This is a genomic window from Stenotrophomonas sp. I18B00994 (assembly GCF_014145825.1).
Taxonomy (GTDB): domain Bacteria; phylum Pseudomonadota; class Gammaproteobacteria; order Xanthomonadales; family Xanthomonadaceae; genus Stenotrophomonas; species Stenotrophomonas maltophilia.
In genome coordinates, this window is sequence record NZ_JACIUW010000014.1 from 16,055 (window position 1) to 41,561 (window position 25,507).

Here is a 25,507-nt window from a genome sequence, read left to right on the forward strand (position 1 = left end):
ATGGTAGCAGGTGGGGGGCGTGGCGTGCGCCGGCGCGGGCATGGCAGACGCGCGGCTTACTGCTCCTTCAACCGCAGCGAATCGGCCACATCCGTCTTGGCCGCCACTTCAGTGGCGATGCTGGCCCGGCGGTGCCCCGGGTCGTTGCGATCGCCCTGCACGATGAAGATGCTCTCGGCGGCATGGCTGCTTTGGGTCGACTGGCTGAGCAGCACGTGGTCCACGCGCGAGAGATTGTTCTGCTTGGCCAGCACCAGCAGGCTGGCGCTGATGCGCTGGCTGGCGGCATCGAACGTGCGGCCATGCGCCGCATCCAGTTCGGCCACTTTCTGGATCAGCTGCGAGAACAGACGATGGTCGGGATGCGAGGGATCCAGCAACGTACCGGCCACTTCAATCGGCGTCGGCGGCGGCTCATCGCTGGCACGGTCGCCCTGGCGATGATGCTCGGCCTCGCGCTCGGGCATCGCGTGGTGGGTTTCGGCATTCAGATCGCTGCCCGGGAACGGCGCAGCAATGCACTGGATTTCCGGCAGGTTGAACAGCACCGCGAACTCGCCCAGGTTGCTGCCGCCATCCAGCGGCGCCGGCAGCGGATGCAGGCCCGCATAGTGCAGCGCCGCCCAGACGAAATCGCTGCAACGGTTGATGGTGGCCGGGCGATCCACATCGAACTCGAACTCGGCCGGTTCCTCGGCGAAATCACGCAGGCAGCCGTAGTGCTCCTCGGTGATTTCCAGGGTGCGGCTGTAATACGGGTCCAGATGCTCGTCGGCATCGTCGTGGCGCACCTGCGCGTACTGCGCACCCGTGGGGGCTTCGCCCGGCGCGTAGCGCGGCGGTGCGAAGCCGTAGCTGTGGGCCTCGTCGCCTGCTGCCACCTGCAGGTAAATGTGGCCGCGCGGCGAGATACCCCCGCTCTTAAGTGGTGTGCCGGGGGCGGCCAGGTACAGCGTTGCGGTGTAGCGTGTTGCCTGCTCCATGCCTGCTCAGCCTTGTTGGGTACTGCGGTCCTGGGCGGATGATGGCATAGGTGGGATGGGGGACAGGTAGAGATGGAGGCAGTTTCGAGGCCGAGGCGCTCGAAACTGTGATCTTCCGTGCAGTCGCTGGAAGTCAGCCCATCTGCAGCGGCGCCCGGGTTTGTTCCAGGGCCGGCTCCTGCGGCGCCAACGAGGCGCGCTCCTGCTGGGCCTGCGCAATCTGCTCGACCTTGGCGAATGACTGCTCCACCGGTGTTCGCGCAGCCTCCTCCGCCGTCATCGAAGCTCGCACATGGGCAGGATCGTTGAGCTCCCCCTGCACGACGAACAGTCGCTGCGGCGAACCATCGCTTGGAGCATTGCCCAATACCACATGGTCGACATGCTCCAGCCCGCTCTCCTTGGCCGTGGCCAACAAGCCCACTGAGATCCGCTCGCTGGTCCCATCGTAGGAGCGGCCATGCGCCTCATCAATGCCCGCTATTCCCTTGCGGATGGAATCGAGCATATCGCGATCGCCCCGCGGCAGTTGCTCATCGCTGATGATTCGCTGCATCAACGTTCTCTCCGGCATTTTGTTGTAGTGCTCGCTATTCAGCGCGCTATCTGGAAAGGGCGCGCGGATGCTGCGGATGTACTCCACATTGCTGAGCGGTTTCAGGCCACCTTCGAAGCTCTTGTCCTGCATGAAGAGAAGGTTGGTTCGATGAAGGCCGGCGTGATTCAGTGCGCCCCACGTGTAGTCGATACAGCTGTTTTCCACCCCGTGATACTCGGTATTGAATCCATGCTCGCCGGGCTTTGTGCCAAATTCCACCAGCTTGTCGTACTGCCGCTGGCTGATTTCCATCGTCCGCGTGTAGTACGGGTCTTTGTACTGCTCGGCGTCATTGTTGTAGACCATTCCAGGCCCAGTCACGACGCCATGCTCGATGGGTGCAAAGCCAAAGCTCACCTCGTCCTTGCCATGCGCCACTTTGTAGTAGACGTGGCCGGCGCTGGATGTCCCTCCCGCCAGCAGCGGCGTGCCGGGAGCGGCAACGAAGATTGTGACTGTGTACTTGTCGTCCATGACGCACTCCTATTTCGACTTGTTAACGTAGGCCACCAGCAACTCGGCTTGCGTGGCCGCCAATCGATCATCAGGCTTCAGTATCTGCATACTCAGCCTGTAGTGGCCAGGCTGCAGTTCCTGAGCCCAAGCGAGGGCAAGTTGTGTGTGGTGCCTGTCAGGCGCCTCCAATCCTGCTGACTGCAGAGACTGATGATCGACGTCATCCAACCACCCGCCTTCCACCCGGCCCGTGGGTCCGATGGGCTCAATACGCGCGGGCGTGCCTGCCACCGACTCCACCCTCACCAACGGAACAGGAATGCGCTTTTGCGCCTCCAGCCGCTCCAGTTTCACCTCGGCGGGTAGGCCCATACTGCGGATCTCACGGCTCGTATTCAGTGATTTCAGCCCGTCTTCTCCACCCACCCGGATTCCAAGAAACAAGGTTGGCGAGGAACTTTTCCCTGGGGGCGGTAGGGTGAACTCGACCACCATGGGTGTGGTCATCGCTACCAGCGGCAGCGACCTGACGAAGGGCACCAGGGTCCCGTTCTCTACCGGGGCGCGCGGCCCGGGTACCGCCTCGGAGCTGGCTCGGCAGCCACCCAGCAGGGAACCTGACAGTACCAAGGCCAGGCAGACCAACCATCTTCCTTGTCGAAACATCGCTTTTCCTCTTCCAAGGCTCATCGAAGCCGTTGAAGTCGCCTTCGCCCGTACTTATACACCCCGGCCGCAGATGATTCTGCGACGAAGTTCGCTGCGTCGCGGCTCTTGCGACTGGGAGTGATCAAAGTCGACCACGCGCAATGGTGCGCTTACCGTACACGCATAGGGGGTAGTAAATGGACCGCTACTTTGTGAACAGAACGCCGCAGGCCAATGGAGACCATGAGGTGCATAAACAGGGATGCTATTGGCTTGCTCGCGCCCAGTCCACACAGGACCTCGGCTTGCACACCAGCTGCAGGACGGCTGTGGCTGAAGCCCGGAGGTGGTACCGGCAGTCGAATGGCTGTGCCACTTGCGCTGCAGCTTGCCATACGAGTTGATCAACGGCCGAAAGCGAAGCGGATGCGGCCCCGCCAAATTTGGGCGGGGCCGCACCGTCACAGCCGCTGAGACAGGCCTAAGCCTCCCCCCGTCCCCACTGGAGGATGCCCATGACCAAGATCCACCCCACATGGCTGGAAGCCTTTGACAAGGAGCTCCTCCACCTGTTCGCCATCGACCATAGCGATGCCGGCATGGATGAGTACCTGCTGGGCTGCTACGCAGACCTGCCGCCGCGCGAGGCGGCGCTGGCGTTCGGCAGCGACTACGACCTGGAGCGCGACGATGCGCTGAGGCCACGGCCGGGCGCGCCTATGTGAGCCGCGCAGAAATCCCGCACGCCGGAATTCAAGGCAAGCGATGCCAAGGGATGGCCGCTATGCTGGCAGCGCGCCGGAATGGAAACCACGCATGCCCCGCTTCAACACCGCCCTGGCACTGAACCTCGTTCTGATGCTGCTGGGCGCTACACCCGCCATGACCGTGGCGGCAGACCCGCAGGTTTCCACTGAAGTGTTCGTAGAGCGCGGTGACAACCTCAGCTTCGAGCTGCGGCAGGCGCCTGCCATTGAGTATTCAACGGCCCCTGCCACGCCGCCCGATACCTTCCTGCAGGCTCACATGCAGGTGGTGCGGGTTGCTCAACTGGATGAGCTGGGCCACGTTTCCAACGTGATGGTGGCGCGGTCCAGCGGACTACGGGAGCTTGATCGTGCGGCCCTTACCGCGGTGGACAGGTGGCGCTTTGGTCCGGTCGTGGTTGAGGGCGTCGCGCTGCATGCGCGAGTTCGGGTCCGCCTGACCTTCGCGCCCACGGCCGAAGCGCCGCCCGGCTGAACCGCTGGTTTAATCTGTCGCGATTGGCCCTAGGCCATTGCCCTGGCTGCGGGCGTTCCTGCGCTTGGAGCTAATAGCGCCAAGCGCTTCAAGACCCTTGCGGCGCAATCGCTTGCCGGCTTAACACCGTGTGCGACAATGCCGAAAGCGTCAGGACTGGCAATCGTCGGTTCTGCAGTTTCTTGGCATTTGGCAGCTGCGCGGGTATCTCTTGGCGTGCCACCGGAAAAGGGTGGCGCGGGACTCGAAAACCCGTGTTTATGCCAGCTGTATGCGCTTGTCAGTCGGCGTCACCTTCGGGTGGCGCCGGCTGGCAATCCGTTCGCGTTCCATGGCGGGCGGTGCGTGGGGGCCTTCGGGCCCGCCGGTCTGGCATTTACCGGTTTTCGAGCCACGCACCGTCCGCCACCTTTGTCTGGTGGCGCTGCTATCTGTCCTGTACGGAGCATTGCCATGAACACATCGGACTTCCGTCCCTTGCACGCGCAGTACGATCCGGACAACGCCGAACCCGAGCGCGAACCATCCGTCGATCCCAACGCCTTCGTCGCCACGCTACACCGCATCGGAACCGGTGCGGCTGCGGACGGCCAGCCTTGGCCGGAACGGCATCAACTGCCTGGACGGTGTCTTCAGCTGGCGGATGCGGATTGCGCGCTGGCCGGGCTCCGTGTGGTGGCGGAGCTGATGCTGGCTGCGGAGCGCACGCGACAGAACGGCGCGCCCGAGGAGTACCTGGGGGATCGGGTGATGGAAGGGTTGAAGATGGCGTGTGTGGCGTTGACTGCGCAGGTGGCTGAGCGGTTGCAGGTGCGGGAGTAGCCCAGTTGGACCTGGTCACCTGTCGCGTGACTGCCGGTAATCAACGGGCTACCGACTGACCGTTCGCCTTCTAGTCCGCCCCTCATCTGCAGAGCATCCAATGAAGCCTGTGATCTATGGCGCTGTGCTGCTAGCGGCGGTGGCTGCGGCGATCGCGAGCCGGCATGTACCCAAGGCTGGCTTGGATCTGCGGACGTTTCGGAAGGTATCCGACGCTGAGTTTGCTGTCATGCGCGAGGAAGCCGTTCGACTTGTGCACGAGGGTCTGGTACAGGACGCGCGCTACGCGGGAGAGAGGTACTTTGAGGTCAGCTGTAACGGTGCACCTGTGATGATGGTGGACAACTCTCTGGAGCAGCTTGTGATTGTGCTGTATGCGGATAGGGAGATTGGTGTTCCGTGCGTTTTGCCGCTGCTGTCGCATTGGAGTTCGCGGATTGTGCCGGAACTATAGTGCGTATCGATTGGCACAGAGGCAAAGCCGTCACTGGCATCCAGGATGACAAAGCAGCGTGTGCCACCAGGCTGATACCACCTTGGCGCTGCTTACACGCACGGGAGCCGTTCACCTCGACAGCGTCGCAGGCGCGACGCGAAGACTGTGCTGTCAGATCAGTTGTGTAAACAGTGAGTCTTGGTCCTCTATTCCCCGCGCTTCGGCCGAGAGTGCACTTCCGGCAGGAGCGAGATGAGCGACTACCCTGCCGTCACTGCTGATACCGAGGAACAGCACCCGTTCGTCGTATCCCTTCCGGTCCGGCTTTGCCACTGGCTGCAAGTGTTCTCGCGGCGCGAGGCGGCAGCCTGACAGGACCCCTGAAAGTCTCACTTCGGGATATTGCGGATAGAAGATCAGCTTCGCTTCGGGAGCCCGCTCCTCTCTCGTCGTGTCCACCCAACGCAGGTTGAGATCCGATTTCTGGATTTCTCCATCGGTACCCTTCTCGTGTCTCCAATGCGTTGGAAGATGATAGACAGCTTCTAGAGAGTCTCCGACGTAGATCTGCTGCTTTCTGTTGTCGTTCTCCTCAAGCGGCTTGAACACGATTGTCCTCGCACCCAATGACTTGAAGCGCTTGACCAATTCGCCCAACGATGAAAAAACAGCCATATCCATCCTTCTTCAGTTCAATGTGAATTGATAGGCAACATCCAAGTTGCCGTATTGGTGGTTACGGCCGAAACAGCGGAACCTTTAGCACCGTGCTGTACGGCGAAGGCCCCAGCGCTCATGCTCTCTGCTGCCTACAAGACCGATCTCCCGGCCGGTCGATGTGCCACTGATGTCTGCTCCAGGACGAATCCTCACGCAGCGGTGTCGCACCGTTTGAGATCGGCAACAGCTATGGTTCGCCCGATCTCAACGAGCCGGAGATCGTTCGCACCCGCGGGGTGGCTTGGTGACCAGATCCAGCAGGACGGATCACTAAGTTGCCAAGAGCCAGCCCGCTGGAAGGATCGCTTTCCCCACGGGAAGAAATTGGACATACTGTCCCCCGAATTCCCGGAGCACTCATGAACGCGTACGAACTGATCGACCTCTCCCTCCAGCGCTTCAGCCCCAAGGAGGTCGCCCAGGCATTGGGAGTTGATCCGAAGACGGTCCGCCGCTGGCAGCTGCGCGAGACAGAACCCAAGCCCTACATCGCCGATGCGATCCGCCAGCGCCTTCTGCCCTTCGGCGAGCCGCCGTCCGGCGAGGGCCAGTTCCGATTCATCGATCTGTTCGCAGGCATCGGTGGCATCCGTACCGCGTTCGAGAAGCAGGGTGGCCGCTGTGTGTTCACCAGCGAATGGGATCCTTACGCCGTAAAGACCTACAAGGCCAACTTCCACGACGGTCCTGATCACGTCTTCGCCTCGGACATCACCAAGGTCCATGAGAACGACGTGCCGGATCACGACGTGCTGCTGGCGGGGTTCCCCTGCCAGCCATTCTCCATCGCGGGCGTGTCCAAGAAGAACTCCCTCGGCCGTCCCCACGGGTTCTCAGACAAGACCCAAGGCACGCTGTTCTTCGACGTGGCGCGCATCATTGACGCCAAGCGTCCTCGCGCTTTCCTTCTGGAGAACGTGAAGAATCTGATGAGCCACGACAAGGGCCGCACGTTCTCGACCATCATGGACGTGCTGAAGAACGAGCTGGGCTACCACGTGCAAGCCAAGGTCATCAACGGCAAGCACTTCGGCCCTCAGCATCGCGAGCGAATCATCATCGTAGGCTTCCGCGAAGAGACCGCATTCACTTTCGACGACCTCGAACTGCCTGACTTTAGTATTTCGCCCCGTATGGCCTCCGTTCTGCACAAGCAGGATGGTAGTGAGGGGGAGGATCAGCCCTACATCGGTGGTGCAAAGGGCAAGGTACTGGACAAGTACACGCTGTCGGACAAGCTCTGGGAGTACCTGCAGAACTATGCGACCAAGCACCGGGACAAGGGCAACGGTTTCGGCTTCGGCCTGGTGACCCCTGAAAGCACCTGCCGTACGCTCTCCGCGCGCTACTACAAGGATGGTTCGGAGATCCTCATTTCCCAAGGGCCGAAGAAGAACCCGCGCCGACTGACGCCGCGCGAGTGCGCCCGTCTGATGGGCTTTGATGACAACTTCCGCATTCCAGTTTCAGATACCCGTGCCTACAAGCAGTTCGGAAACTCGGTGGTTGTGCCGGTGGTCGCTGAAGTCGCCCGCATCATGGTTCCTCACCTGCTCCAGAAGGCTGATTCGGAGCCGGCAAAGCCGGCTAAGAAGAAGGCCAAGGCCTGACCTTGGTCGACAGCCTTACCCCGGAGCAGCGGTCCGCGCAGATGTCGCGGATCCGTGGTTCGAACACCAAGCTGGAGGTCCTTGTCCGCAAGGCCCTCCATGCTCGAGGGCTGAGGTATCGACTGGGTGGTGCGAAGCTGCCTGGCCGGCCCGACATCGTGCTGCCGAAGTATCGGACCGTTGTGTTCGTGCACGGCTGCTTCTGGCATGGGCATGATTGCCGGCTATACCGACTGCCGAAGACGCGCCCGGAGTTCTGGGCAGATAAGATTGGCAAGAACAGAGCGCGAGACCAGCGCGTTACCTCTGAGCTTGAGGCCATAGGCTGGCGCGTTCTGACAGTCTGGGAGTGTTCGCTAAGGGGTCAGTCTGAAGCAGTGCAGCAACGAGTGTTTGACCAACTCGCAAGTGATATTCTCAGCTGACAGGTTGAATTGACGCCAACAGGGGGCGACATGCAACAGGGACGTTTGTCGGAGTATTTTCAAGGTGTAGCGGCAAAGAGGCTGACTGAGGTGGAGGCTAATGTTCTCCGCTCCAATCAGCACGAGTTCAATGGCGTCAAAGCTTTACGCGCCATGCTCGGGGAGCCTAGCGAACGGGTGCCCTACCCTGCGAAGATGATGTACCTCACCGACGGCCAGAACGAGCCCGTTGTGGAAGATGCCGTACTCACCTGGTATGACGCACGACAGAAGGCGAGAGAGGAGCGCGGCGTAATGCGCGATGAGTACCGCCTCTACTTCCCGAGTACAGCGGTATCAGCGAGCTACGCGGCAGGAGATCTCCTCGTCATCGCGCTCTGCCAAGACAAGTCGCTACTTGTGATCGTTGCGAAGGCAGGATCAAGCATTGCCGAACAGGTTCAGTGGCTTTTCGCCATCCACGCAGACGGATCCAATTACGACATCAAGTCTGAGGGTGACTTTGATAGTCAACAGTTAGGCTATGCGTCTCGATTCATTCTTGAGAGCCTTGGCATTGATATCGGGTGGCTGGATGACAGCCATCTCGACGAGATGCTCGCTGTATTCAAGGGAGGTTTCCCTACCACACTTCAATTCTCTGCTTTCAGCAGGTCGAAGTGCGCGGGGATCGATGCACGACTTGATCCAGACAGCACGCTTCTGACGTGGATGGAAAAAGAGGAGCAGCTTTTCAGGGCCTTGGAGCGGCACATTGTTTCGCAGCGGCTCACGGCTGGATTCGTCACCTCTCGCGGCGAGGCTGACGTGGATGCATTCGTGTCCTACTCCCTCTCGGTACAGAACCGACGTAAAAGTCGCGTCGGGCTGACCCTTGAGAATCACCTCGAACAGATATTCACTCAGAACAGCATTCATTACTCAAGGACCGGCAGAACAGAGAACCGCTCAAAACCGGACTTCCTGTTCCCAAGCCAGAGCAGCTACCAGGATGCGGGATTTGATCCGAGCCGCCTTCTGATGCTTGGAGTCAAATCAACCTGCAAGGATAGATGGCGACAGGTTCTCGCCGAAGCTGACCGGATTCCAGAGAAGCATCTGCTGACCTTGGAGGCCCCCATCTCCAAGCACCAGACGGATGAGATGCGCGTGAAGTCGCTGACTTTGGTCATCCCTACGCCCTTGCAGAGCTCGTTCAAGCCAGAACAGCGTGTTGAGCTGATTTCCGTGCGCGAATTCATAGCACTAGCACGAGCGCGCCAGACCCAAGGCTGACGGCAACAATACTGCCCCGATCAGAACTGGCGCCCAGACATTTCAACGGATATTGAGATGAAACAGCCTCAGACACTTCTAGTGATCCCGGACCCGGTTTCACTGATGGAATCAATGCGGGCGGTGGGGTACACCGTGGAAGCTGCGATCGCGGACATCATTGACAACAGCCTCTCCGCAGGCGCACTCAACATCGGCATCCACTATGATGCATCCAGCAGTCCATACGTAGCCATTCTTGATGACGGTTACGGGATGGAAGCGTCGGAACTGACTGATGCGATGCGCCATGGCAGCACCAATCCAACGGATAGTCGGAGGTCAGCCGACCTCGGAAGGTTTGGACTTGGCCTGAAGACCGCCTCCTTGTCACAGTCGAGAAAGCTCACTGTCGTCAGCAAGAAGGACGGGCAGACAAGTGCGAGGGCGTGGGATCTCGATGTAGTAAGAGACCTGTCTGCCTGGAGGGTGGTCGTCCCTGATGAAGATGACCTTCTGACTCTTCCCCTGTACCGGAATCTCCAGGATCAAGCGTCCGGCACCCTCGTCGTGTGGCAGGAGCTTGACCGCCTTACCTCGGGTGCTGCCGACGCAAGGAAAGAGATGACAACGCGGATGGCACCGCTCTATGAGCACCTCGCGTTGGTCTTCCACCGCTTCACAAAGGGAGAGCGAGGCCAGCCTGCGGTGTCCATTTCCGTCAACGGGCTTCGTCTTCCGCAACGCGACCCATTTCTTGGTGGTAATTCACACCGACAGGAGCTCGAAGGCCAAACGATCTCTCATGCCAAAGGAGTCGTATCGGTGGCCCCGTTCATCCTTCCCCCTGTGGGAAGTCTGTCGCTGGACGAGTTGGAGATGGCGGGTGGATCAGAGGGGCTACGGGGAACCCAAGGATTCTATGTGTATCGCGGACGTCGTTTGGTCATCTGGGGTACTTGGTTCGGACTCGTCCCCAAGCAAGAGTTCTACAAGTTGACTAGAGTCCAGGTAGATATACCAAATTCGTTTGACGAACTATGGTCTCTTGATATCAAGAAGTCGGCAGCCTACCCACCGGATGTCATCCGGGAGAGACTGAGGCAGCTCATTCCGCATTTTGCCGACAAGAGCAGAAAGGCGATCCAGTACGCCGGCAGGAAGAAGCAAGGACTTGGAATAGTGCCTCTCTGGGAACGCGTCGAGCCGTCCCATGGCAACTTCACGTATCAGATCAATGTCCAGCATCCCCTTGTTGACGCAGCTCTGGATCCAGGCTCACACGCAACCAGCAACGCCTTGCTAACACTATTGAAGTCTCTATCAGTATCTCTGCCCTACGAAGCCATCTATGCAGACATGTGCAGCGACCAAAGGAAGGGGCTTCCGGCGTCAGAACTGGATGAGCTCACCCGCATTGCCACTACGTTGATGGACATCACAGGTCGCGGAATTGATGCAGTTCTACAGATAGACCCGCTGGCACGGCACCCAAATCTGCACGGCCTTCTCAAGGAGAGAGTTGAAAATGTCTGATTTTTCTGTGACCGCAATGGGCATTCTCGGGGACCGCGATCTCACGGACGATCTCCTCAACGACATCATGGTCAAGCTCTCCATGGTCTTTCCGGGGATAGACCTTGAGCCAACCCGCAAAATTCTTGAGGCAAAAATCGGCCTGACCATGAGTCCCGGCGAAGGATTGACCAGTGGCGATCAGGAGCCATGGGTTGCTGATGCCAAGGCTTCGATCAAGTGGGCCTACTGGGAGGCCTATCAGCAGCAGCTCAAAAGCCAGGGTCTGACACCTTCAATTCTTCGTGCCATCGACGAAGATACAGAGAACGTCCTGACCGAGTGCGGAAATCCCTCAAACTCTGAGCCGTGGAAGGTGTATGGCCTGGTCATGGGCGATGTCCAGTCAGGAAAGACTGGAAACTACTGCGGTTTGATCAACAAAGCCGCGGACGCAGGCTACAAGATCATCGTGCTTCTCACGGGAACAATCGAGGAGCTCCGCTCACAGTCGCAGGAACGAATGGACGAGGGTTTTGTCGGAGAGGACAGCAACGATGTCATGGATGGTGTTCGCACGAAGGTCCTCGGTGCCGGCCGTTTCCGCGACAACATCGTGCCAAATGTTCTGACGTCTGTGAGTTCCGATTTCCTGACCGCGAATCAAAGATCGCTCAAGGGCATACCGCTCCAGAACCTTTCGCAGCCGGTTCTTCTGGTGATGAAGAAGAACATGACTCCGCTCAAGCGCCTCATTGAGTTCATGAAGTCTCAGCGAGGAGCCCAAGCCAGTGGCCAGCTTGATCTCCCCTTGTTGCTGATCGACGATGAAGCTGACAATGCTTCCGTCAATGCAAAGAAAGACGAAGACCCAGCCAAGATAAACCTTCTGATCAGGGAACTGATCGGGCTCTTCAGGCGCTCTTCGTACGTGGGCTATACCGCGACTCCGTTTGCGAACATCTTCATCAACCCGGATTCAGAGCGGAACGATCTGTTCCCCAGCAACTTCATTTACAGCCTCAAGGCCCCTACCAACTACGTTGGCGCAAGCGCGATCTTCACTGACGAAGGCAGCCAGCAGCATCAGCTAGTGACGATGGATGACGCTGAAGATCATTTTCCTGCGCGGCATACCAAGGAGCTGGCAGTCGACTCGCTCCCCCAGTCACTCAAGGACGCGGTCTCGACTTTCCTCCTATCCTGCGCGATTCGAGATCTCAGGGAAGAGCCACTCAAACATCGATCCATGCTCGTCAATGTCTCTCGATTTACAGACGTGCAGGGTCGGATAGCGGAATCAATTGAAGGGCATCTCTACTCTGTTCTGAATGACGTACGTCAGTATCTTTCGGCGGATGATCTCTGGCCTAAGCACCCTGTTCTGGCGGATCTTCGAAGGGTCTTCGATGATCAGTACCTCTCAGTTGAGTTCTCCTGGGATGTCGTGAGGCGGCAGCTCCATGACTCCATTGCCTCCATCAAGGTGCTGACCATCAATCAGAAGACCGAGTTGGAGAGCAAGCTCAACTACCGGAAGTACAAGAACACCGAGAAGGGCCGCAGAGTCATCGCGGTCGGCGGACTGACGCTTTCGCGTGGCCTGACATTGGAGGGGCTATGTGTCAGCTACTTCTATAGACACTCCAAAGCCTATGACACCCTTCTCCAGATGGCCCGCTGGTTTGGCTATCGGACTGGGTATGATGACCTCTGCCGCGTGTGGATGCATGAGGACGCGCAGGACTGGTTTGCAGATATCGCCGAGGCTGTCTCCGAACTCAGAGCTGACCTCCGCCACATGTACGTCAATCGCCTTCCACCGAGCCGCTTCGGAATACGAGTACGCTCCCATCCAAAGCTCTTGCTCGTCACCGCCAAGAACAAAATGCGGAACTCATCCGATGTTGATCTGAGCGTCTCGTTCAGCAGCACACTGATCGAGACGACCGCACTTCTGCGGGATTCCACTGTCAATCGGAGAAACCTGGAAGCTACTGCGGAGTTCGTCAGTCGATTGGGAGTTGCGTCAGAAGAGAGCAACAGATTCGTGTGGAGGAGCGTGAGTTCCGCCGATGTTGCGCTGTACTTGTCTGCACTTACAATTTCCCCAATCAATCAGGGATTCTTGCCTGACGCAAAGACAGGCGAGCAACCGTTGATCTCGTTCATCAAGGACGCCCGGGTTCCGGCACTGGATAAATGGGATGTATGCGTTGTCCAAGGGAGCGGCGCCCCTGTCGATGCCGTCTCCATCGCCCTCAAAGATGGATCGCACGCCCAGCCAACCACGCGCAAGAGGTCCTTTGAGCGTCTGCGCTCAAAGGCCGCAACGAGTGCGCGCATCAACAAGCATCGCCTTGGCGAGGCGGGCGATGAACGGGCAGGTCTTGAAGCGGAGGTAGTCGCTGAAGCCGAGCAAGCGTGGAAGCAACAGCAGGAGACTGGCACCAAATCCATTCCTGGCGGAGCCTATCGTCTCTACCGGCCTTCGCCTCTAATCATCATCCACCTGATCGAAGCGAAATCAGGGAGCGATGACCCGAAGAAGAAGACCGCTCCTGTTGATGACGTGGGCGGTGACGTCAAGGTTGCCGTCAGCCTTTCGTTCCCTTCCTACACCGATACCGAGTCAACTGCAGTCACCTACAGAGTGAACAAGGTCTACCTAGACAACATTGGCCTGAGTGAGGACGAGGATGACGCCGATGAATAGTAGCTTGGAGGAGGTGTGGCACTCTGCAGTCACTCGTCAGGCAGCCGCAGCGCCATCGTCGCATGCTCACGTCATCTTCCGTACGGATGACAGCTCCCGAGTCGGGACGTTCGGAGGAGTGGACTCGTCTGGAAACCTCCTGTTTGCAGTCGAGACCACCTCCCCCCCACCTGCAGTCGATATCCGTTCAAATTCCATCGATTACTTCCGCCAGCAACGGCCAGAAGTCGGATCGTGGCTTATGTTCCTTCGGCTCAAGGATGCTGAGCTGAGAAGTGTCTTCTCCAGACTGTGCTGTGATCTGATCGAGTCCATATCAGATTGCCCTGACGATAAGGCGGTCATAGCAGAGACAGTGTCGCGAATTCGCCTTTGGCAGAAGCTCTTCAATCTTCGTCCTGATGGCCTTCTTGACCCGCACGAAGTCAAGGGCCTTACGGCAGAGCTTCTATTCCTACTGAAGCAATTAAGAGCAGGCCGACTTCAGTCTGATGAAATCGTGCTCTCCTGGCTGGGACCTACCGGCAGCGATCAGGACTACATATTCTCCACAGAGTCATTCGAGATCAAGGCGGTTAGCCCAAGTGCAGAGCTCGTCTCAATCAGCTCACTTCAACAACTGCAGTCTGATCGCGCTCTAAGCCTCAGCATCTGGACACTCCGACAGGCAGCTCCGACTGAGCCCCAAGCGTGGACGTTGAACGCACTGGTACTGAAGGCTGAAAGTCATCTGGCCGACAGTCCCACCGCCCTCGGCACATTCCGGGATCGTCTTCTGTCGGCGGGGTACGTCCATCACGCACTATACGACTCAATTGCGTATGAGTCGCTTGCCGAGGAGACGTTCCAGGTAGAAGGCGACTTTCCCCGGATAACCGAGTCGGATGTTCCTACTGGCATCGTCACCGCGAGTTACTCTATCTCGCTCCACTCAATCCGTGCAGCTCGGAGCCCAGCACATGGATGACTCGGAGTTTGGCATCGAGCTACGGCAGCTGGTGGTAAGGCGCGCAGCCTCCGATCATCTTGTCGACACACTTGCATTCGTGACCGAAGTTGCCGATAGGCTGCAGGAAGATCCGGCATTCGGCGAGATGATTCTTGCCGACGATACTCGGCAGCTCTCCAAGTCGCGTCAGAGCAAGATCCATGGCTTTTCCGCTCTCGATGAGTCCGACAGGTCCATTTCGGTGGTCGTAGGAAAGTGGAACGACGACCCGGAAGCAGGCTCCCTGTCCACCGCAGAGATTGACCAGATGCGCGGCTGGCTGGAGAACTTTGTGTCTGCGTCGCTCAACGATGGGCTGGATCAGGAAATTACAGAGTCCAGCCCGGCGTACGAACTTGCGACTACGTTGCGCTCCTATTGTGATTCCATCTCCTGTATTCGCCTACATGTGCTCTCCAACCAGCTTCTGAGCAAGGGCTACCGGCGTGAATCCAGATCGATCGTGTCTGGCGTTCCGACGGAATTGCATATCTGGGACCTGAGCCGCCTCAAGGCGGTCTATCTCTCATCGCGTGAACGCGAGATAGTGCAGATAGAGCTTGCCGACTTTGGTACCGCCGGCATTCCCTGCATACAAGCCTCCAAGACTGAATCTCTCAACTCCTACTTGTGTGTAGTCGACGGTGATGTGCTGGCGAACCTCTTCGAGCATTTCGGTAGCAGACTGCTCGAAGGTAACGTCAGATCATTTCTTGGCATGAAGGGCGGCGTCAACAAGGGGATAAGGGGAACTATTCAGGACGCGCCCGAGCTCTTCTTCGCCTATAACAACGGAATCGCCGCCACTGCAGCCTCGGCAACGGTGGAGGTCGGGCCGCTTGGCACACGCGTAACCTCCATCAGCGATCTGCAGATCGTGAATGGAGGCCAGACTACTGCCAGCATACTTAGAGCGAGGCGACAGGATCGACTGAGTCTTGCACAGGTTTCAGTCCCCATGAAGCTGACGATTATCGGCTCGAATGAAACCAATGAACTTGTACCCAAGATTGCCGAGTACGCGAATACTCAGAATAAGGTCGCAATCGCAGATTTCTTTGCGAATCACCCCGTACACAGGCGTATGGAGGAAATATCTCGCCGGATGATGGTTCCAGCGCGAGCAGACACACGCGTTCAAAGCAAATGGTTCTATGAGCGCGCACGGGGCCAGTATCAGAACGAGCGCATGTACTTGACTGGTGCCGGCAAGACAAAGTTTGATCTTGAGTACCCCGCCTCGCAGGTAGTCAACAAGACTGACCTGGCAAAGTTCGATAGCGTTCTAGATGGGAAGCCCCATTGGGTCGCATTGGGTGCACAGAAGAACTTCATCAAGTTTGCTGGCAAATTTTCCTCGAAGCGCGACAAGACTGATGCCCAGTACTGGGATGAGATCAGTCCAAACTACGGCGACGGTTACTACCAGCGCGTGGCAGCTATGGCTCTTCTGTGGAAGGCCGGGGAGGCCGCTGTCTCGAGTGGGCGAGGCACATGGTATGAAGGCGACTACAGACCTCAGATCGTGGCATACGCGTGGTCACTGATCTTCCATTGCATTAGAAGTGCCGGTCGAGAACCGAATCTTGTTCGTGTCTGGGAGAGACAGGAGGCTGATCCAACTCTCATGAAGGCCTTCACTCGCGCAGCGGTGATGGCTCAGTCTGCCATCAAGGATCTTCCCGAGGGCTCTTCGAACGTCGGCGAGTGGGCGAAGAAGGAGGCCTGCTGGGCCAAGCTATCCTCGACGAAGTTTGCCTTGGGAGAAGCCGTCCTGGCGTGGTCTGTCGACCAGACTGAAGACCGAGAGCGGAAGCGACTGGCTCGAGCCGAAGGATTGATGGACGACGGCATCAGCCTGCAACAGGAGGTTGTGTTCCGATCTACCAGTGGGTATTGGCAAGCACTTTACAACTGGCCGTTATTGGACGGACATGTGTCTGGTCAGGAGCGCAGCTTGCTTGGTAGAGCTATCTCCATCCAGACAGCCGCGATGATTGTCGCTGACCGAGATCTCAGGAGACTGCGGACCATTGCCGAACGGTGCGAGGAAGCCGGGTTCCGGCATTCGTAGCCGACCCTCACTTCAAACTAGTTGCCGCCCCAGTTGAGTTCAGCTTGGGGCTGCAATGACCCACCGGCTTCTGCTCGGGTAATGCGGTTGATGCATCAACACAAATTACATCCGGAGTCGTCATCTTCAGCTCCTAGTGAGGGGGTTTTTTATTGTAGAAGGGAATCCAGTCAGTGATTACCCGCGTGGCGTGCACCTGGTTCTCGACGCAATGCCGATACACACATGCGTCTTCATTGTTCAAAAGACCCGCTCCACCATTCCGTTGTGCTGCGAGCAGTGTAGCGGGACGAACTCCTGCAGCAATCCATAATTAATGTTGAAGTACTGGCCTTGAAATCATGCTTTTCGCTTGCAAGTTGAGAATCGGCATGAAAGCTTCAGAATTTAGCAGATGACTGAATCGAAATATTCTTCGCCTTGTTTATCGGCTTCCTGATCAGCGATTTTCTGTAAAGCGCGTCAACAAAATTTCTGCCAGCTTCACTGTTCTCAATTGAAACTTGACCTCCTGGACTAAGGAGCTTGGACATGGCACCGTTGGCAGCCCCCGTCACAATTGGCCTCACCAAGGACCAATCCAAGCTCGACACCATTGAACTGAGAATCCCTAAGGAGCTTTTCAATGCGGCCCTGGTGAAGACTTCTCGAGCTCCGGGCAACGCGAGTACCGAGTTGGCTGCCCCAGCCACCTGCAAGTCCATAATCTGAATAGACTCAAGGAAACGCTCCCCAGTCGCTTGCGTCCAGCCAGTCGTCCGGCCGAGGCAACTCTGCGCGAGGTGGAGCCAGCTGCGGGGGCTGCTGACTAGTCCCATCGCTTCAATCAATAGTTCTGAGACAATCTCGTATCCTCCTTCAGTCAGAGCTACATCATCTGCACAACTTGCGAGATAGGATGCCGCTGCAAGCCCGTTAGTCAGCTGAAGCCTCATAAAAAGCCAGCTCAACCACCTGCCGTTAAGACTTGTAGCAAGCGCCTCTAGCGCCTCCCCTTCAAGCTCTGGAACGGCGGACTCTGGGGCGAAACGTATCGCGCCGGTCTCACCGAGCGCTCTCGCTACTAAGAGCTGGACCTCACCTTCGAGGTCCAGCATCGTTGTGATCATTGATCCAACCTGTCCGTGGCTCATGCTGATGAGGCTATCGATGTCGCCGGTCAGTCCAGCCTCTACACCAGGACTTCGGAGCATACCGCTAATGGAATCACGCAACTCCTGATCCTTGAGCGTCCCCGTGATCAGATTGATATTTCCCCAAGTCGGCTTAATGCGATGCTTCAATGCAAGTGGGACCCATAACCCTTGCTCCACTTCACTCAGCGTCGGAAGCAAGAATGCAGCATGCTCAATCAACCTTTCTCGCAACTCTGGATGCCTGCCCAGCTTGGACAGTGCCCATTGAACATCGACAGGATCATCGTCCACTGGCCCGTCCTGCTCCAACAGGGCCTCTACCAGCGTAGCAGCACTGCGGAGAATGCTCTTACGTAGTGGACCGCGTGGTAGCTGGCGTAGCTCTCGAAGTGATATAGCCGAATCAAACCAGCTCATCTCAAATGACTTCGCTAACACTCTAAGGTTGTGAAGGTTGATCCGTACAACATCGAGTCGAAGCAGCGTCTCGACATCGTCCCTATCAATATTCTCATCAAGCGAGTTTATCCACGTATCGTTTTCATCCAACCATTCTTTAGCTTCCGGTTCACTCGTTATTCCCTTTGCAAATGAAGTCGCGTCCGCGGTGGTTGAAATGATTGAGTCAAGCGCGCTTGTATCAAAGTCGTCCAAGTTTGCGGGACCCGCCCTACCGGAGCTAATCATCGAGGCAGACACGCGCTCCCTCCAAGGACTCCTGGCGCATTGGTACTCGCCTGTTAGAAGTCTTATCAAGACAGCTCCATTATCGGCAAGAGCGGAGCGGATTAGGCGGTGGAAACTCGCGCTCCCGTACAGCCCAACTAATGCCAAGTCCAGCCTTCCAGAATGCGTGGAGACATCAGCAAGCGTCGCTCGCTCGTGCTCCGTCATAGGGGTCTGAATCGGGTCGACATTGAACACCCGCTCCGCCAAGGAAGTGATAAGCGCCCTCCCCGCCCTGAGATCCGCAACCGTGAGACGCTTCAGAAGCTCCACAGGACTGTCCAGCCTAGTATCCACAGGCAGCAACTCACCGGCCTTTATCCGCAGCAACACCGCCTTGTCGGAACGGGACACGGATCCCTCGTAAAAGAACCCCGAGTAGTCGAAGTAGTCCTCGCCCAATACACCAGAAGATACTAAGTAGGGCAGTGGCCCAAGCGCCCTAGCACCTTCGAGAGTGGCAACGTGGTTTGCAAACTCAGGATGGACAATTGCTTGGGAGAGCGCGCTTACTCGCTCATCTGCCAACTTTCCTCGCAAAATCGAAAGCCGGCGATGCGCTCCATTTGCAACCTCTCTTGCAGAAGCAATGCGTGCACGCAGCGAGCCCACCCCATCACCGATCAATCGCCTGGATTCTACAGACCTAACCCCGACATACTGGAAATTGAGGCTGAGCAAGGCGTTCTGTTCGAGAATGCTCACTACGGATTCCCGATTCACGAAAGCAGCAAAGCCCAGCATTTCTCCACTCGGGATCGTAATTGTCTCTAGCTCATATGCTTGCTCTTGGTCAGAGGCAGCCATCCATGCCAGCGCTCTGTACTCCCTCTCGGATCGCGACAGACCCGCGGTGTAATTGTCAATCTCGGCTTCAAGTGCCGCGACCTCTGCAGCCCCTTCAAGCTCTCTATTCACTGACCAAGGTATGTAGCTCTTTATCATATCATAGATTGGGCCTTCGCCTTTCAGAAGCCTGGAGTACTCCCTCGGATAGAGACACTTGGCCACCACTGCACCGAACATTTTGTCGACGCTCAGGTACTCATTTCCACCGGCAACTCTCCTAAACAGGTCATACTCATTAACTATGTTTAAGAGCTGCCGCATATCATCTACGTAATAGCAAACCGCTTCTATTAGCGCCTCACTCGGCCTTGAAGTCACAGCCCACTTTCGCTCCCGCATGACGTTAATCATCATCTGCCGGGAGTTATCCGTGTTGATTACCGAAATTATGGGAAGAACGTAGTCAAAGAACTTTACACCATCCTCCGCGGAAAATAGATCGCCCCTTATCAGGTAAACAAAATAAACTGGGCGACGAATCGCCGGCGAGGTATTGACGATGAAGTTTATTTCCCTGAGCCGCGTGAATGGACTTGAATCTGAGAATCGATCAAGATCCTCGATGAAGACAACATCTATCTTGCTTCTTTCGAAGAGATAGACGATTTCATCCACCTGCTTATGGAGAACTGAAGAGATTGAGGCTGGAGCCATCGTCACGCCCTTCAAAGTCAAACCCTGAAGGTTGAATCCCAACACTGCGATCGCAGCCTTCCTAATCACCAAGAATGCGACCAGCAGTAAAACGGTCATCGTGTACAGCAGATTCGACTCGAGGACTTGAGATATGGGAAATTCTTTGGACAGATGCACTAGGTCTTTGGGCAGCCCAAAGAGTCGAACAAGCGCCAAGACTGTTGCAAGCGCGAGCACGGAGTAGAAGGACGCCCACAACTTCGATACGTGGCTGATCCGCTTGTGCCGTGTTTGCGGAACGGTCTTACCTTCCACCGAGTACAGTAGTTGCTGGACAATCGTGGCCTCGATTTGTTCTATAGATTCCTTAGATGTTGAATCACTCGAGCTGCCGGGTGCCTTTTCAGGATAGCCACCTTGAGCACTATTGAACGCAGCCAAGGAGACGAAACAGTACTTGTATTCGGTGTGCTCTGAGGCAAACGTCTGAATAAAGCTACTCTTCCCGGCACCATACCCGCCTGTAATTGCAATGTTCCGGACCTTCGGCAGTCGAAGCGCCCGCTGTAATTCAGCCCTATATTGCTTATAACTACTGCCTATCAGATGCGCGGGCGTCAGAGGCTCGATCCTTCCGCGCACGCGGTATCTCTGAGAGCCTAGAGCTGTCTTGAGTGCCTGCATCTTCGAGACAAATCGTCGCGGTACCGTAGCCCTGTACGGAGGTGAGCCCGCTTGGACACTACGGAGGATCCAAGGCAATTTGACGTAGTTAACGATTAGCTTCTTGGTTCCTCGCCGAAGGCGTGCCAATAGCTTCAAGACAGCTTTCTTATCAACATTCATTTCGAAATTCCTTTTCGCCTGACGCAGCATCTCACGTTGGTGCGGCACCACGAAGAAGGGGAAGGCCATTTGGCCCTCCCCTTGATACGCTCAATCGCTTGGGTCCCCTTAAACCCCAACAGGATTAGCCTTCTCCGGATCAATCTTGTACTGCTTGATCGCCCGGGCCACATCCTTCGCGGTCATCTTCCCTTCCTTCGCCAGCGCCGCAATCGCGGCATGGGCGATGTAGTAGCGATCCACCTCAAAGAACCGACGCAGGTTCGCACGCGTATCCGAACGGCCGAAACCATCGGTACCCAGCACGGTGTACGACATCGGCACGAACGCACGGATCTGGTCCGCATACGCACGCACATAGTCGGTGGCGGCAATCGCCGGGCCCTGGCGGCCTTCCAGCAGCTCGGTCACGTAGGCCTTGCGCTGCTCACCTTCCGGATGCAGGCGGTTGGCACGCTCCACGTCGAAACCATCGCGACGCAGTTCGTTGAAGCTCGGGCAGCTCCAGATATCGGCGGTCACGCCGAAGTCCTTGTCCAGCAGCTCGGCCGCGGCAATGGCTTCGCGCAGGATGGTGCCCGAACCCAGCAGCTGCACGCGCAGCTCGCCCTTCTTCGGCTTGCCGGCGTCGGTCAGCAGGTACATGCCCTTGACGATGCCTTCGGCCGCGCCTTCCGGCATTTCCGGGTGGGTGTAGTTCTCGTTCATCAGGGTGACGTAGTAATACTCGTCCACCTGGTCTTCCATCATGCGCTTGGTGCCGTACTGCAGGATCACCGTCACTTCGAAGCCGAAGGTCGGGTCGTAGCTGCGCACGTTCGGGATGCCACCGGCCACCAGATGGCTGAAGCCATCTTCGTGCTGCAGGCCTTCACCGTTCAGCGTGGTGCGGCCGGCGGTGCCACCCAGCAGGAAGCCGCGGGTACGCATGTCCGCTGCCTGCCAGGCAATGTCGCCCACGCGCTGGAAGCCGAACATGCTGTAGTAGATGTAGAACGGCAGCATCGGCACGTTGCTGACCGAGTAGCTGGTACCGGCGGCCATCCACGAGCTGATCGCACCCGGCTCGCTGATGCCCTGCTGCAGCACCTGGCCGCTCTGGTCTTCGCGGTAGAACATCAGCTGGTCGGCATCGACCGGCTTGTACTTCTGGCCGAACGGCGCGTAGATGCCGATCTGGCGGAACAGGCCTTCCATGCCGAAGGTACGGGCTTCGTCGGCCACGATCGGCACGATGTGCGGGCCCAGTTCCTTGTCGCGCAGGGTGATGTTCAGGCTCTGCACGAAGGCCATGGTGGTGGAGTAGCTGCGCTCGCCGCTGCTCTTCAGCAGGCGCTCGTAGGCGTCCAGCTTCGGCGCCACGAAGGTCTTGTCGGCCTTGCGGCGGCGCTGCGGCAGGTAACCGCCCAGCGCGGCACGGCGCTCCTGCAGGTACTGCACTTCCGGCGAATCCGGGCCCGGGTGGTAGAACGGCACCTGACCGTCGGCCAGCTGCGCGTCGGTCACCGGAATGTTGAAGCGGTCGCGGAAGTGGCGCACCGCTTCGTCGTCCAGCTTCTTGGTCTGGTGGGTCGGGTTCAGTGCTTCACCGGCGCTGCCCATGCCGTAACCCTTCACGGTCTTGGCCAGGATGACGGTCGGCATGCCCTTGGTGTTCACGGCCTGGTGGTAGGCGGCGTACACCTTGTGCGGGTCGTGGCCACCACGGTTCAGGCGCCAGATGTCGTCGTCGGAAAGGCCGGCCACCATCGCAGCGGTTTCCGGGTACTTGCCGAAGAAATGCTCGCGGGTATACGCGCCGCCGAAGGCCTTGCAGTTCTGGTATTCGCCGTCGACGGTTTCCATCATCAGCTTCTTCAGGACGCCGTTGGTGTCCTTGGCCAGCAGGGCATCCCAGTAACCGCCCCACAGCAGCTTGATCACGTTCCAGCCGCCGCCACGGAACACGCCTTCCAGTTCCTGGATGATCTTGCCGTTGCCGCGCACCGGACCGTCCAGGCGCTGCAGGTTGCAGTTCACCACGAAGATCAGGTTGTCCAGGCCTTCACGGCCGGCCAGCGCGATGGCACCCAGGGTTTCCGGCTCGTCGCTCTCGCCGTCGCCGATGAAGCACCACACCTTGCGGTCGGACTTCTCGATCAGGCCACGGTTTTCCAGGTAGCGCATGAATTGCGCCTGGTAGATGGCGGCCAGCGGGCCCAGGCCCATCGACACGGTCGGGGTCTGCCAGTAGTCCGGCATCAGCCACGGGTGCGGGTACGAGGACAGGCCACCGCCGTCCACTTCCATGCGGAACTTGTCCAGCTGCTCTTCGCTGATGCGGCCTTCCAGGAAGGAACGCGCGTAGATGCCCGGGGCGCTGTGGCCCTGGATGAACAGCAGGTCGCCCGGGTGGTTTTCGCTCGGGGCGCGCCAGAAGTGGTTGAAGCCCACGTCGTACAGGGTGGCGCCGGAGGCGAACGAGGCGATGTGGCCGCCCAGGTCACCCGGCTTGCGGTTGGCGCGCACCACGGTGGCCATCGCGTTCCAGCGGATGATCGAACGGATGCGCCATTCCAGCTCGGCATTGCCCGGGCTCTTGGCCTCGAACTGCGGTTCGATGGTGTTGACGTATTCGGTGGTGGGAGAGAACGGCAGGTAGGCGCCCGAACGACGGGTCAGTTCCACCATGCCTTCCAGCAGCTGATGCGCGCGCTCGGAGCCCTCGACATCAATAACGGCCTTCAACGACTCGATCCACTCCTGGGTTTCCACAGGATTCGGGTCGTTGTTCAGCACCTCGTTCAACCAGTTCATTAGCGCTCCCATAACCGCACGCACGCGCGCGACTGTTGTATAGATTTCTAGACCGCAAAGTGTAGCGCACCAAGGGCTTTCGTCACTTGGCTACGCAGGCGTATGGATGCAACCGGCCAGTGTCCGCAAGGGGCTTGCCGGGCCCGCTGAAGGCCCTGCGGCGGGCCTTGGTGGCTGCGCGGGCTGTCGCTTGCGGGCCGCTGCGCCCATGTGCAGGACGCAGTGTTACCGCTGCCGATGACGGTTGTAGGGCAGCGCCATGCCCACCTGTATCGGCTGCGCGTGCGGGCGCTGAACCGGCGACAACGTGTCGCACCTGCCTCTGGATTGGCCCCCACCCTGCCCTCAGGGTAGGCCTCGAGTGTTGGCCTCGCCCGCTTCGGTCCGCCGTCTGGCCCTGCCTCGCTCCCTTCCACAGTGTTGCCCGGGGCGCCTCGCAAGGGGCGCCCCTTTTGCCGTGCGCGGGGCTGGCCGTGGCCCAAAACTGATCCGCTTGTGGCCGGATCGGTGATTGTCGTCTTCGATATATCGATATATCGTTTGCACACTCGTTTACCGATATATCGAAATGAGCCGCACCGCTTCTCCCAGAGCCCGTTCCACCAATCCGGAAGTGCCGCGCCGCAACGGCCAGCCGCGGGTGCTCAGCCGCGGCGACCTGCGCCTGCTGGTGCTGGCCCTGATCGGCGAACAACCCCGCCATGGCTATGAGCTGATGCAGCTGATCAGCAACCAGTTCATGCAGGCCTACACGCCCAGCGCCGGCACCATGTACCCGCTGCTGGCCAGCTTCGAGCAGGCCGGCTGGATCGAAGCCGAGGAAGTGGACGGCAAGCGGATCTTCCGCATCACCGCCGCCGGCGAGTTCGAGCTGAAGGTGCAGCGCACCCAGGTGCGCCTGGCGCAGCGGCGTGCCTTCGACCGTGCCCGCGAGATCACCAAGGCCTCGCTGCCGCCGCCGCTGGCCAGTGCCCTGCGCGAGTTCAAGCGGGCGCTGGTGCACCACCACGGCCGCTGGGCCGAGGGCGAGGCGGACGAAGTGGCCGCGCTGCTGACCCGGGCCTCGGCCCTGCTCAACGGTACCGCCGGCAGCGAGAGCCCACCGATTTCAATGACCCAGCCAGACTGACTCCAGCCAGGTCTTCCCTACGCCGCGCGCCCCCGCGCGACACCTTTACAGGTAACCCCCATGACCGAACACAACAACACGCGCCTGCGCCTGGATGTGCGCTTCCGTGAATTGAACGTGCTGCGCACCGAAGAGGTCACCCCGCACATGCGCCGCATCGTGCTGGGTGGCGACGAGCTGGCCGGCTTCGATTCGCCCGGCGCCGACGACCACATCAAGCTGTTCTTCCCCAACGCTGCGGGCGAGATGGTGCTGCCGGTGCTGACCGCCGAAGGCCGTAGCTACCCCGACGGCAAGGAGCCCTCGCCCGCCCGCGACTACACCCCGCGCTGGTGGGACCACGAGACCGGCGAGCTGGCCATCGACTTCGTACTGCACGACCAGGGCATTGCCGGGCCGTGGGCCGAGCAGGCCCAGCCGGGCGACGTGCTGGTGATCGGCGGCCCGCGCGGCTCGTTCGTGGTGGCCGACAGTTACGACGCCTATGTGCTGATCGGCGATGAAACCGCGCTGCCGGCCATCGCCCGCTGGCTGGACGTGCTGCCGGACGGTGCCGAGGTGCAGGCTTTCATTGAAGTGAGCGATGAGGCCGAACGCCAGGACCTGCCGCAGTACGAGAACGTGCGTATCCACTGGCTGGAGCGCAATGGCTTCCCGGCCGCCAGCAGCACGCTGCTGGAAGACATGCTGACCGACTTCGAGGCCCCGGACGGCGATGTCTTCTACTGGATCGCCACCGAATCGCGCCGCGCACGGATGATGCGCAAGTTCATCGAAGGCCACCTGGGCGTGCCGCGCGACTGGATCCGCTCGACCGGTTACTGGAAGGCGCACCCGGACGAAACCGACGGCGATTGACCGGGCAGCCGGTGGGTGCGGACCCTGCTTGGTGGGTGCGGACC

Annotated in this window: 18 protein-coding genes; 12 read left to right on the plus strand and 6 right to left on the minus strand. The window is 58.7% G+C overall.

Features of this window, described 5'->3' with window-relative positions; translation table 11 throughout:
* Positions 1 to 56: 56 nt before the first annotated feature.
* The 3 genes from H4O10_RS15405 to H4O10_RS15415 all read right to left on the minus strand — a co-directional run bounded on the left by H4O10_RS15405 (position 57) and on the right by H4O10_RS15415 (position 2,544).
* Positions 57 to 983 (minus strand): XVIPCD domain-containing protein, encoded by a 927-nt coding sequence (locus H4O10_RS15405; protein ID WP_049453051.1) that lies wholly within the window; start codon positions 981 to 983, stop codon positions 57 to 59.
* 133 nt (positions 984 to 1,116) lie between these two features.
* Positions 1,117 to 2,055: an XVIPCD domain-containing protein gene (locus H4O10_RS15410; protein WP_049453048.1), complete on the minus strand. Its 939-nt coding sequence runs from the start codon at positions 2,053 to 2,055 to the stop codon at positions 1,117 to 1,119.
* Positions 2,056 to 2,064: 9 nt separating this feature from the next.
* Positions 2,065 to 2,544, minus strand: a complete 480-nt coding sequence (locus H4O10_RS15415; protein WP_239667809.1) for a hypothetical protein — start codon at positions 2,542 to 2,544, stop codon at positions 2,065 to 2,067.
* Positions 2,545 to 3,200: 656 nt separating this feature from the next.
* Here H4O10_RS15415 and H4O10_RS15420 point away from each other — a divergent pair.
* The 4 genes from H4O10_RS15420 to H4O10_RS15435 all read left to right on the plus strand — a co-directional run bounded on the left by H4O10_RS15420 (position 3,201) and on the right by H4O10_RS15435 (position 5,203).
* Positions 3,201 to 3,410, plus strand: coding sequence for a hypothetical protein (locus tag H4O10_RS15420; RefSeq protein WP_180845722.1), 210 nt, complete (start codon positions 3,201 to 3,203; stop codon positions 3,408 to 3,410).
* Positions 3,411 to 3,501: 91 nt separating this feature from the next.
* Positions 3,502 to 3,927 (plus strand): energy transducer TonB, encoded by a 426-nt coding sequence (locus tag H4O10_RS15425; protein ID WP_049453043.1) that lies wholly within the window; start codon positions 3,502 to 3,504, stop codon positions 3,925 to 3,927.
* 453 nt (positions 3,928 to 4,380) lie between these two features.
* Positions 4,381 to 4,749: a hypothetical protein gene (locus H4O10_RS15430; RefSeq protein WP_049453041.1), complete on the plus strand. Its 369-nt coding sequence runs from the start codon at positions 4,381 to 4,383 to the stop codon at positions 4,747 to 4,749.
* 100 nt (positions 4,750 to 4,849) lie between these two features.
* Positions 4,850 to 5,203 (plus strand): hypothetical protein, encoded by a 354-nt coding sequence (locus tag H4O10_RS15435; protein WP_049453039.1) that lies wholly within the window; start codon positions 4,850 to 4,852, stop codon positions 5,201 to 5,203.
* A gap of 153 nt (positions 5,204 to 5,356) precedes the next feature.
* Here the strand turns inward: H4O10_RS15435 and H4O10_RS15440 are convergent, their stop codons facing one another.
* The gene (locus H4O10_RS15440) at positions 5,357 to 5,866 is read right to left on the minus strand and encodes a hypothetical protein (RefSeq protein WP_049453037.1); all 510 of its coding nucleotides are present in this window, start codon (positions 5,864 to 5,866) and stop codon (positions 5,357 to 5,359) included.
* 398 nt (positions 5,867 to 6,264) lie between these two features.
* On the opposite strand from H4O10_RS15440, the gene dcm reads away from it, so the two are divergent.
* The 6 genes from dcm (at position 6,265) to H4O10_RS15475 (ending at position 16,487) form a co-directional block, all read left to right on the plus strand.
* Positions 6,265 to 7,515: a DNA (cytosine-5-)-methyltransferase gene (gene dcm / locus H4O10_RS15445; protein ID WP_049453036.1), complete on the plus strand. Its 1,251-nt coding sequence runs from the start codon at positions 6,265 to 6,267 to the stop codon at positions 7,513 to 7,515.
* Between the two features lie 2 nt (positions 7,516 to 7,517).
* A complete protein-coding gene (locus H4O10_RS15450) occupies positions 7,518 to 7,940 on the plus strand; it encodes a very short patch repair endonuclease (protein ID WP_049453034.1) in 423 nt (140 codons plus the stop codon).
* 30 nt (positions 7,941 to 7,970) lie between these two features.
* Positions 7,971 to 9,215, plus strand: a complete 1,245-nt coding sequence (locus H4O10_RS15455; protein WP_049453032.1) for a type II restriction endonuclease — start codon at positions 7,971 to 7,973, stop codon at positions 9,213 to 9,215.
* Positions 9,216 to 9,272: 57 nt separating this feature from the next.
* Positions 9,273 to 10,730: an ATP-binding protein gene (locus H4O10_RS15460; protein WP_049453029.1), complete on the plus strand. Its 1,458-nt coding sequence runs from the start codon at positions 9,273 to 9,275 to the stop codon at positions 10,728 to 10,730.
* Positions 10,723 to 13,425 carry a Z1 domain-containing protein gene (locus tag H4O10_RS15465; protein ID WP_049453027.1) on the plus strand — a complete coding sequence of 901 codons (2,703 nt, stop codon included), beginning with the start codon at positions 10,723 to 10,725 and terminating at the stop codon, positions 13,423 to 13,425. The genes H4O10_RS15460 and H4O10_RS15465 overlap by 8 nt, the downstream gene beginning before the upstream one ends.
* Before the next feature lie 959 nt (positions 13,426 to 14,384).
* Positions 14,385 to 16,487, plus strand: coding sequence for an AIPR family protein (locus H4O10_RS15475; RefSeq protein WP_161801834.1), 2,103 nt, complete (start codon positions 14,385 to 14,387; stop codon positions 16,485 to 16,487).
* 380 nt (positions 16,488 to 16,867) lie between these two features.
* Here the strand turns inward: H4O10_RS15475 and H4O10_RS15480 are convergent, their stop codons facing one another.
* Together H4O10_RS15480 and aceE are read right to left on the minus strand one after the other, a co-directional pair.
* Positions 16,868 to 20,680: a hypothetical protein gene (locus H4O10_RS15480; RefSeq protein ID WP_146256973.1), complete on the minus strand. Its 3,813-nt coding sequence runs from the start codon at positions 20,678 to 20,680 to the stop codon at positions 16,868 to 16,870.
* A 108-nt stretch (positions 20,681 to 20,788) separates the two neighbouring features.
* Entirely contained in the window at positions 20,789 to 23,476 is a 2,688-nt protein-coding gene (gene aceE / locus H4O10_RS15485) for a pyruvate dehydrogenase (acetyl-transferring), homodimeric type (RefSeq protein ID WP_049453019.1), read from the minus strand.
* A 568-nt stretch (positions 23,477 to 24,044) separates the two neighbouring features.
* Here aceE and H4O10_RS15490 point away from each other — a divergent pair.
* Positions 24,045 to 24,605: a PadR family transcriptional regulator gene (locus tag H4O10_RS15490; protein ID WP_049453018.1), complete on the plus strand. Its 561-nt coding sequence runs from the start codon at positions 24,045 to 24,047 to the stop codon at positions 24,603 to 24,605.
* Positions 24,606 to 24,665: 60 nt separating this feature from the next.
* A complete protein-coding gene (locus H4O10_RS15495) occupies positions 24,666 to 25,463 on the plus strand; it encodes a siderophore-interacting protein (protein ID WP_049453016.1) in 798 nt (265 codons plus the stop codon).
* Positions 25,464 to 25,507: the final 44 nt, after the last annotated feature.

Excerpts from the sequence above, each read along its gene's own strand:
- H4O10_RS15490 (WP_049453018.1), top strand. The coding sequence starts at position 24,045 with ATGAGCCGCACCGCTTCTCCCAGAGCCCGTTCCACCAATCCGGAAGTG.
- dcm (WP_049453036.1), top strand. The coding sequence starts at position 6,265 with ATGAACGCGTACGAACTGATCGACCTCTCCCTCCAGCGCTTCAGCCCC.
- H4O10_RS15440 (WP_049453037.1), bottom strand. The coding sequence starts at position 5,866 with ATGGATATGGCTGTTTTTTCATCGTTGGGCGAATTGGTCAAGCGCTTC.
- aceE (WP_049453019.1), bottom strand. The coding sequence starts at position 23,476 with ATGAACTGGTTGAACGAGGTGCTGAACAACGACCCGAATCCTGTGGAA.
- H4O10_RS15415 (WP_239667809.1), bottom strand. The coding sequence starts at position 2,544 with ATGACCACACCCATGGTGGTCGAGTTCACCCTACCGCCCCCAGGGAAA.
- H4O10_RS15460 (WP_049453029.1), top strand. The coding sequence starts at position 9,273 with ATGAAACAGCCTCAGACACTTCTAGTGATCCCGGACCCGGTTTCACTG.
- H4O10_RS15495 (WP_049453016.1), top strand. The coding sequence starts at position 24,666 with ATGACCGAACACAACAACACGCGCCTGCGCCTGGATGTGCGCTTCCGT.
- H4O10_RS15475 (WP_161801834.1), top strand. The coding sequence starts at position 14,385 with ATGGATGACTCGGAGTTTGGCATCGAGCTACGGCAGCTGGTGGTAAGG.
- H4O10_RS15465 (WP_049453027.1), top strand. The coding sequence starts at position 10,723 with ATGTCTGATTTTTCTGTGACCGCAATGGGCATTCTCGGGGACCGCGAT.
- H4O10_RS15425 (WP_049453043.1), top strand. The coding sequence starts at position 3,502 with ATGCCCCGCTTCAACACCGCCCTGGCACTGAACCTCGTTCTGATGCTG.
- H4O10_RS15435 (WP_049453039.1), top strand. The coding sequence starts at position 4,850 with ATGAAGCCTGTGATCTATGGCGCTGTGCTGCTAGCGGCGGTGGCTGCG.
- H4O10_RS15480 (WP_146256973.1), bottom strand. The coding sequence starts at position 20,680 with ATGAATGTTGATAAGAAAGCTGTCTTGAAGCTATTGGCACGCCTTCGG.
- H4O10_RS15410 (WP_049453048.1), bottom strand. The coding sequence starts at position 2,055 with ATGGACGACAAGTACACAGTCACAATCTTCGTTGCCGCTCCCGGCACG.
- H4O10_RS15430 (WP_049453041.1), top strand. The coding sequence starts at position 4,381 with ATGAACACATCGGACTTCCGTCCCTTGCACGCGCAGTACGATCCGGAC.
- H4O10_RS15455 (WP_049453032.1), top strand. The coding sequence starts at position 7,971 with ATGCAACAGGGACGTTTGTCGGAGTATTTTCAAGGTGTAGCGGCAAAG.
- H4O10_RS15420 (WP_180845722.1), top strand. The coding sequence starts at position 3,201 with ATGACCAAGATCCACCCCACATGGCTGGAAGCCTTTGACAAGGAGCTC.
- H4O10_RS15405 (WP_049453051.1), bottom strand. The coding sequence starts at position 983 with ATGGAGCAGGCAACACGCTACACCGCAACGCTGTACCTGGCCGCCCCC.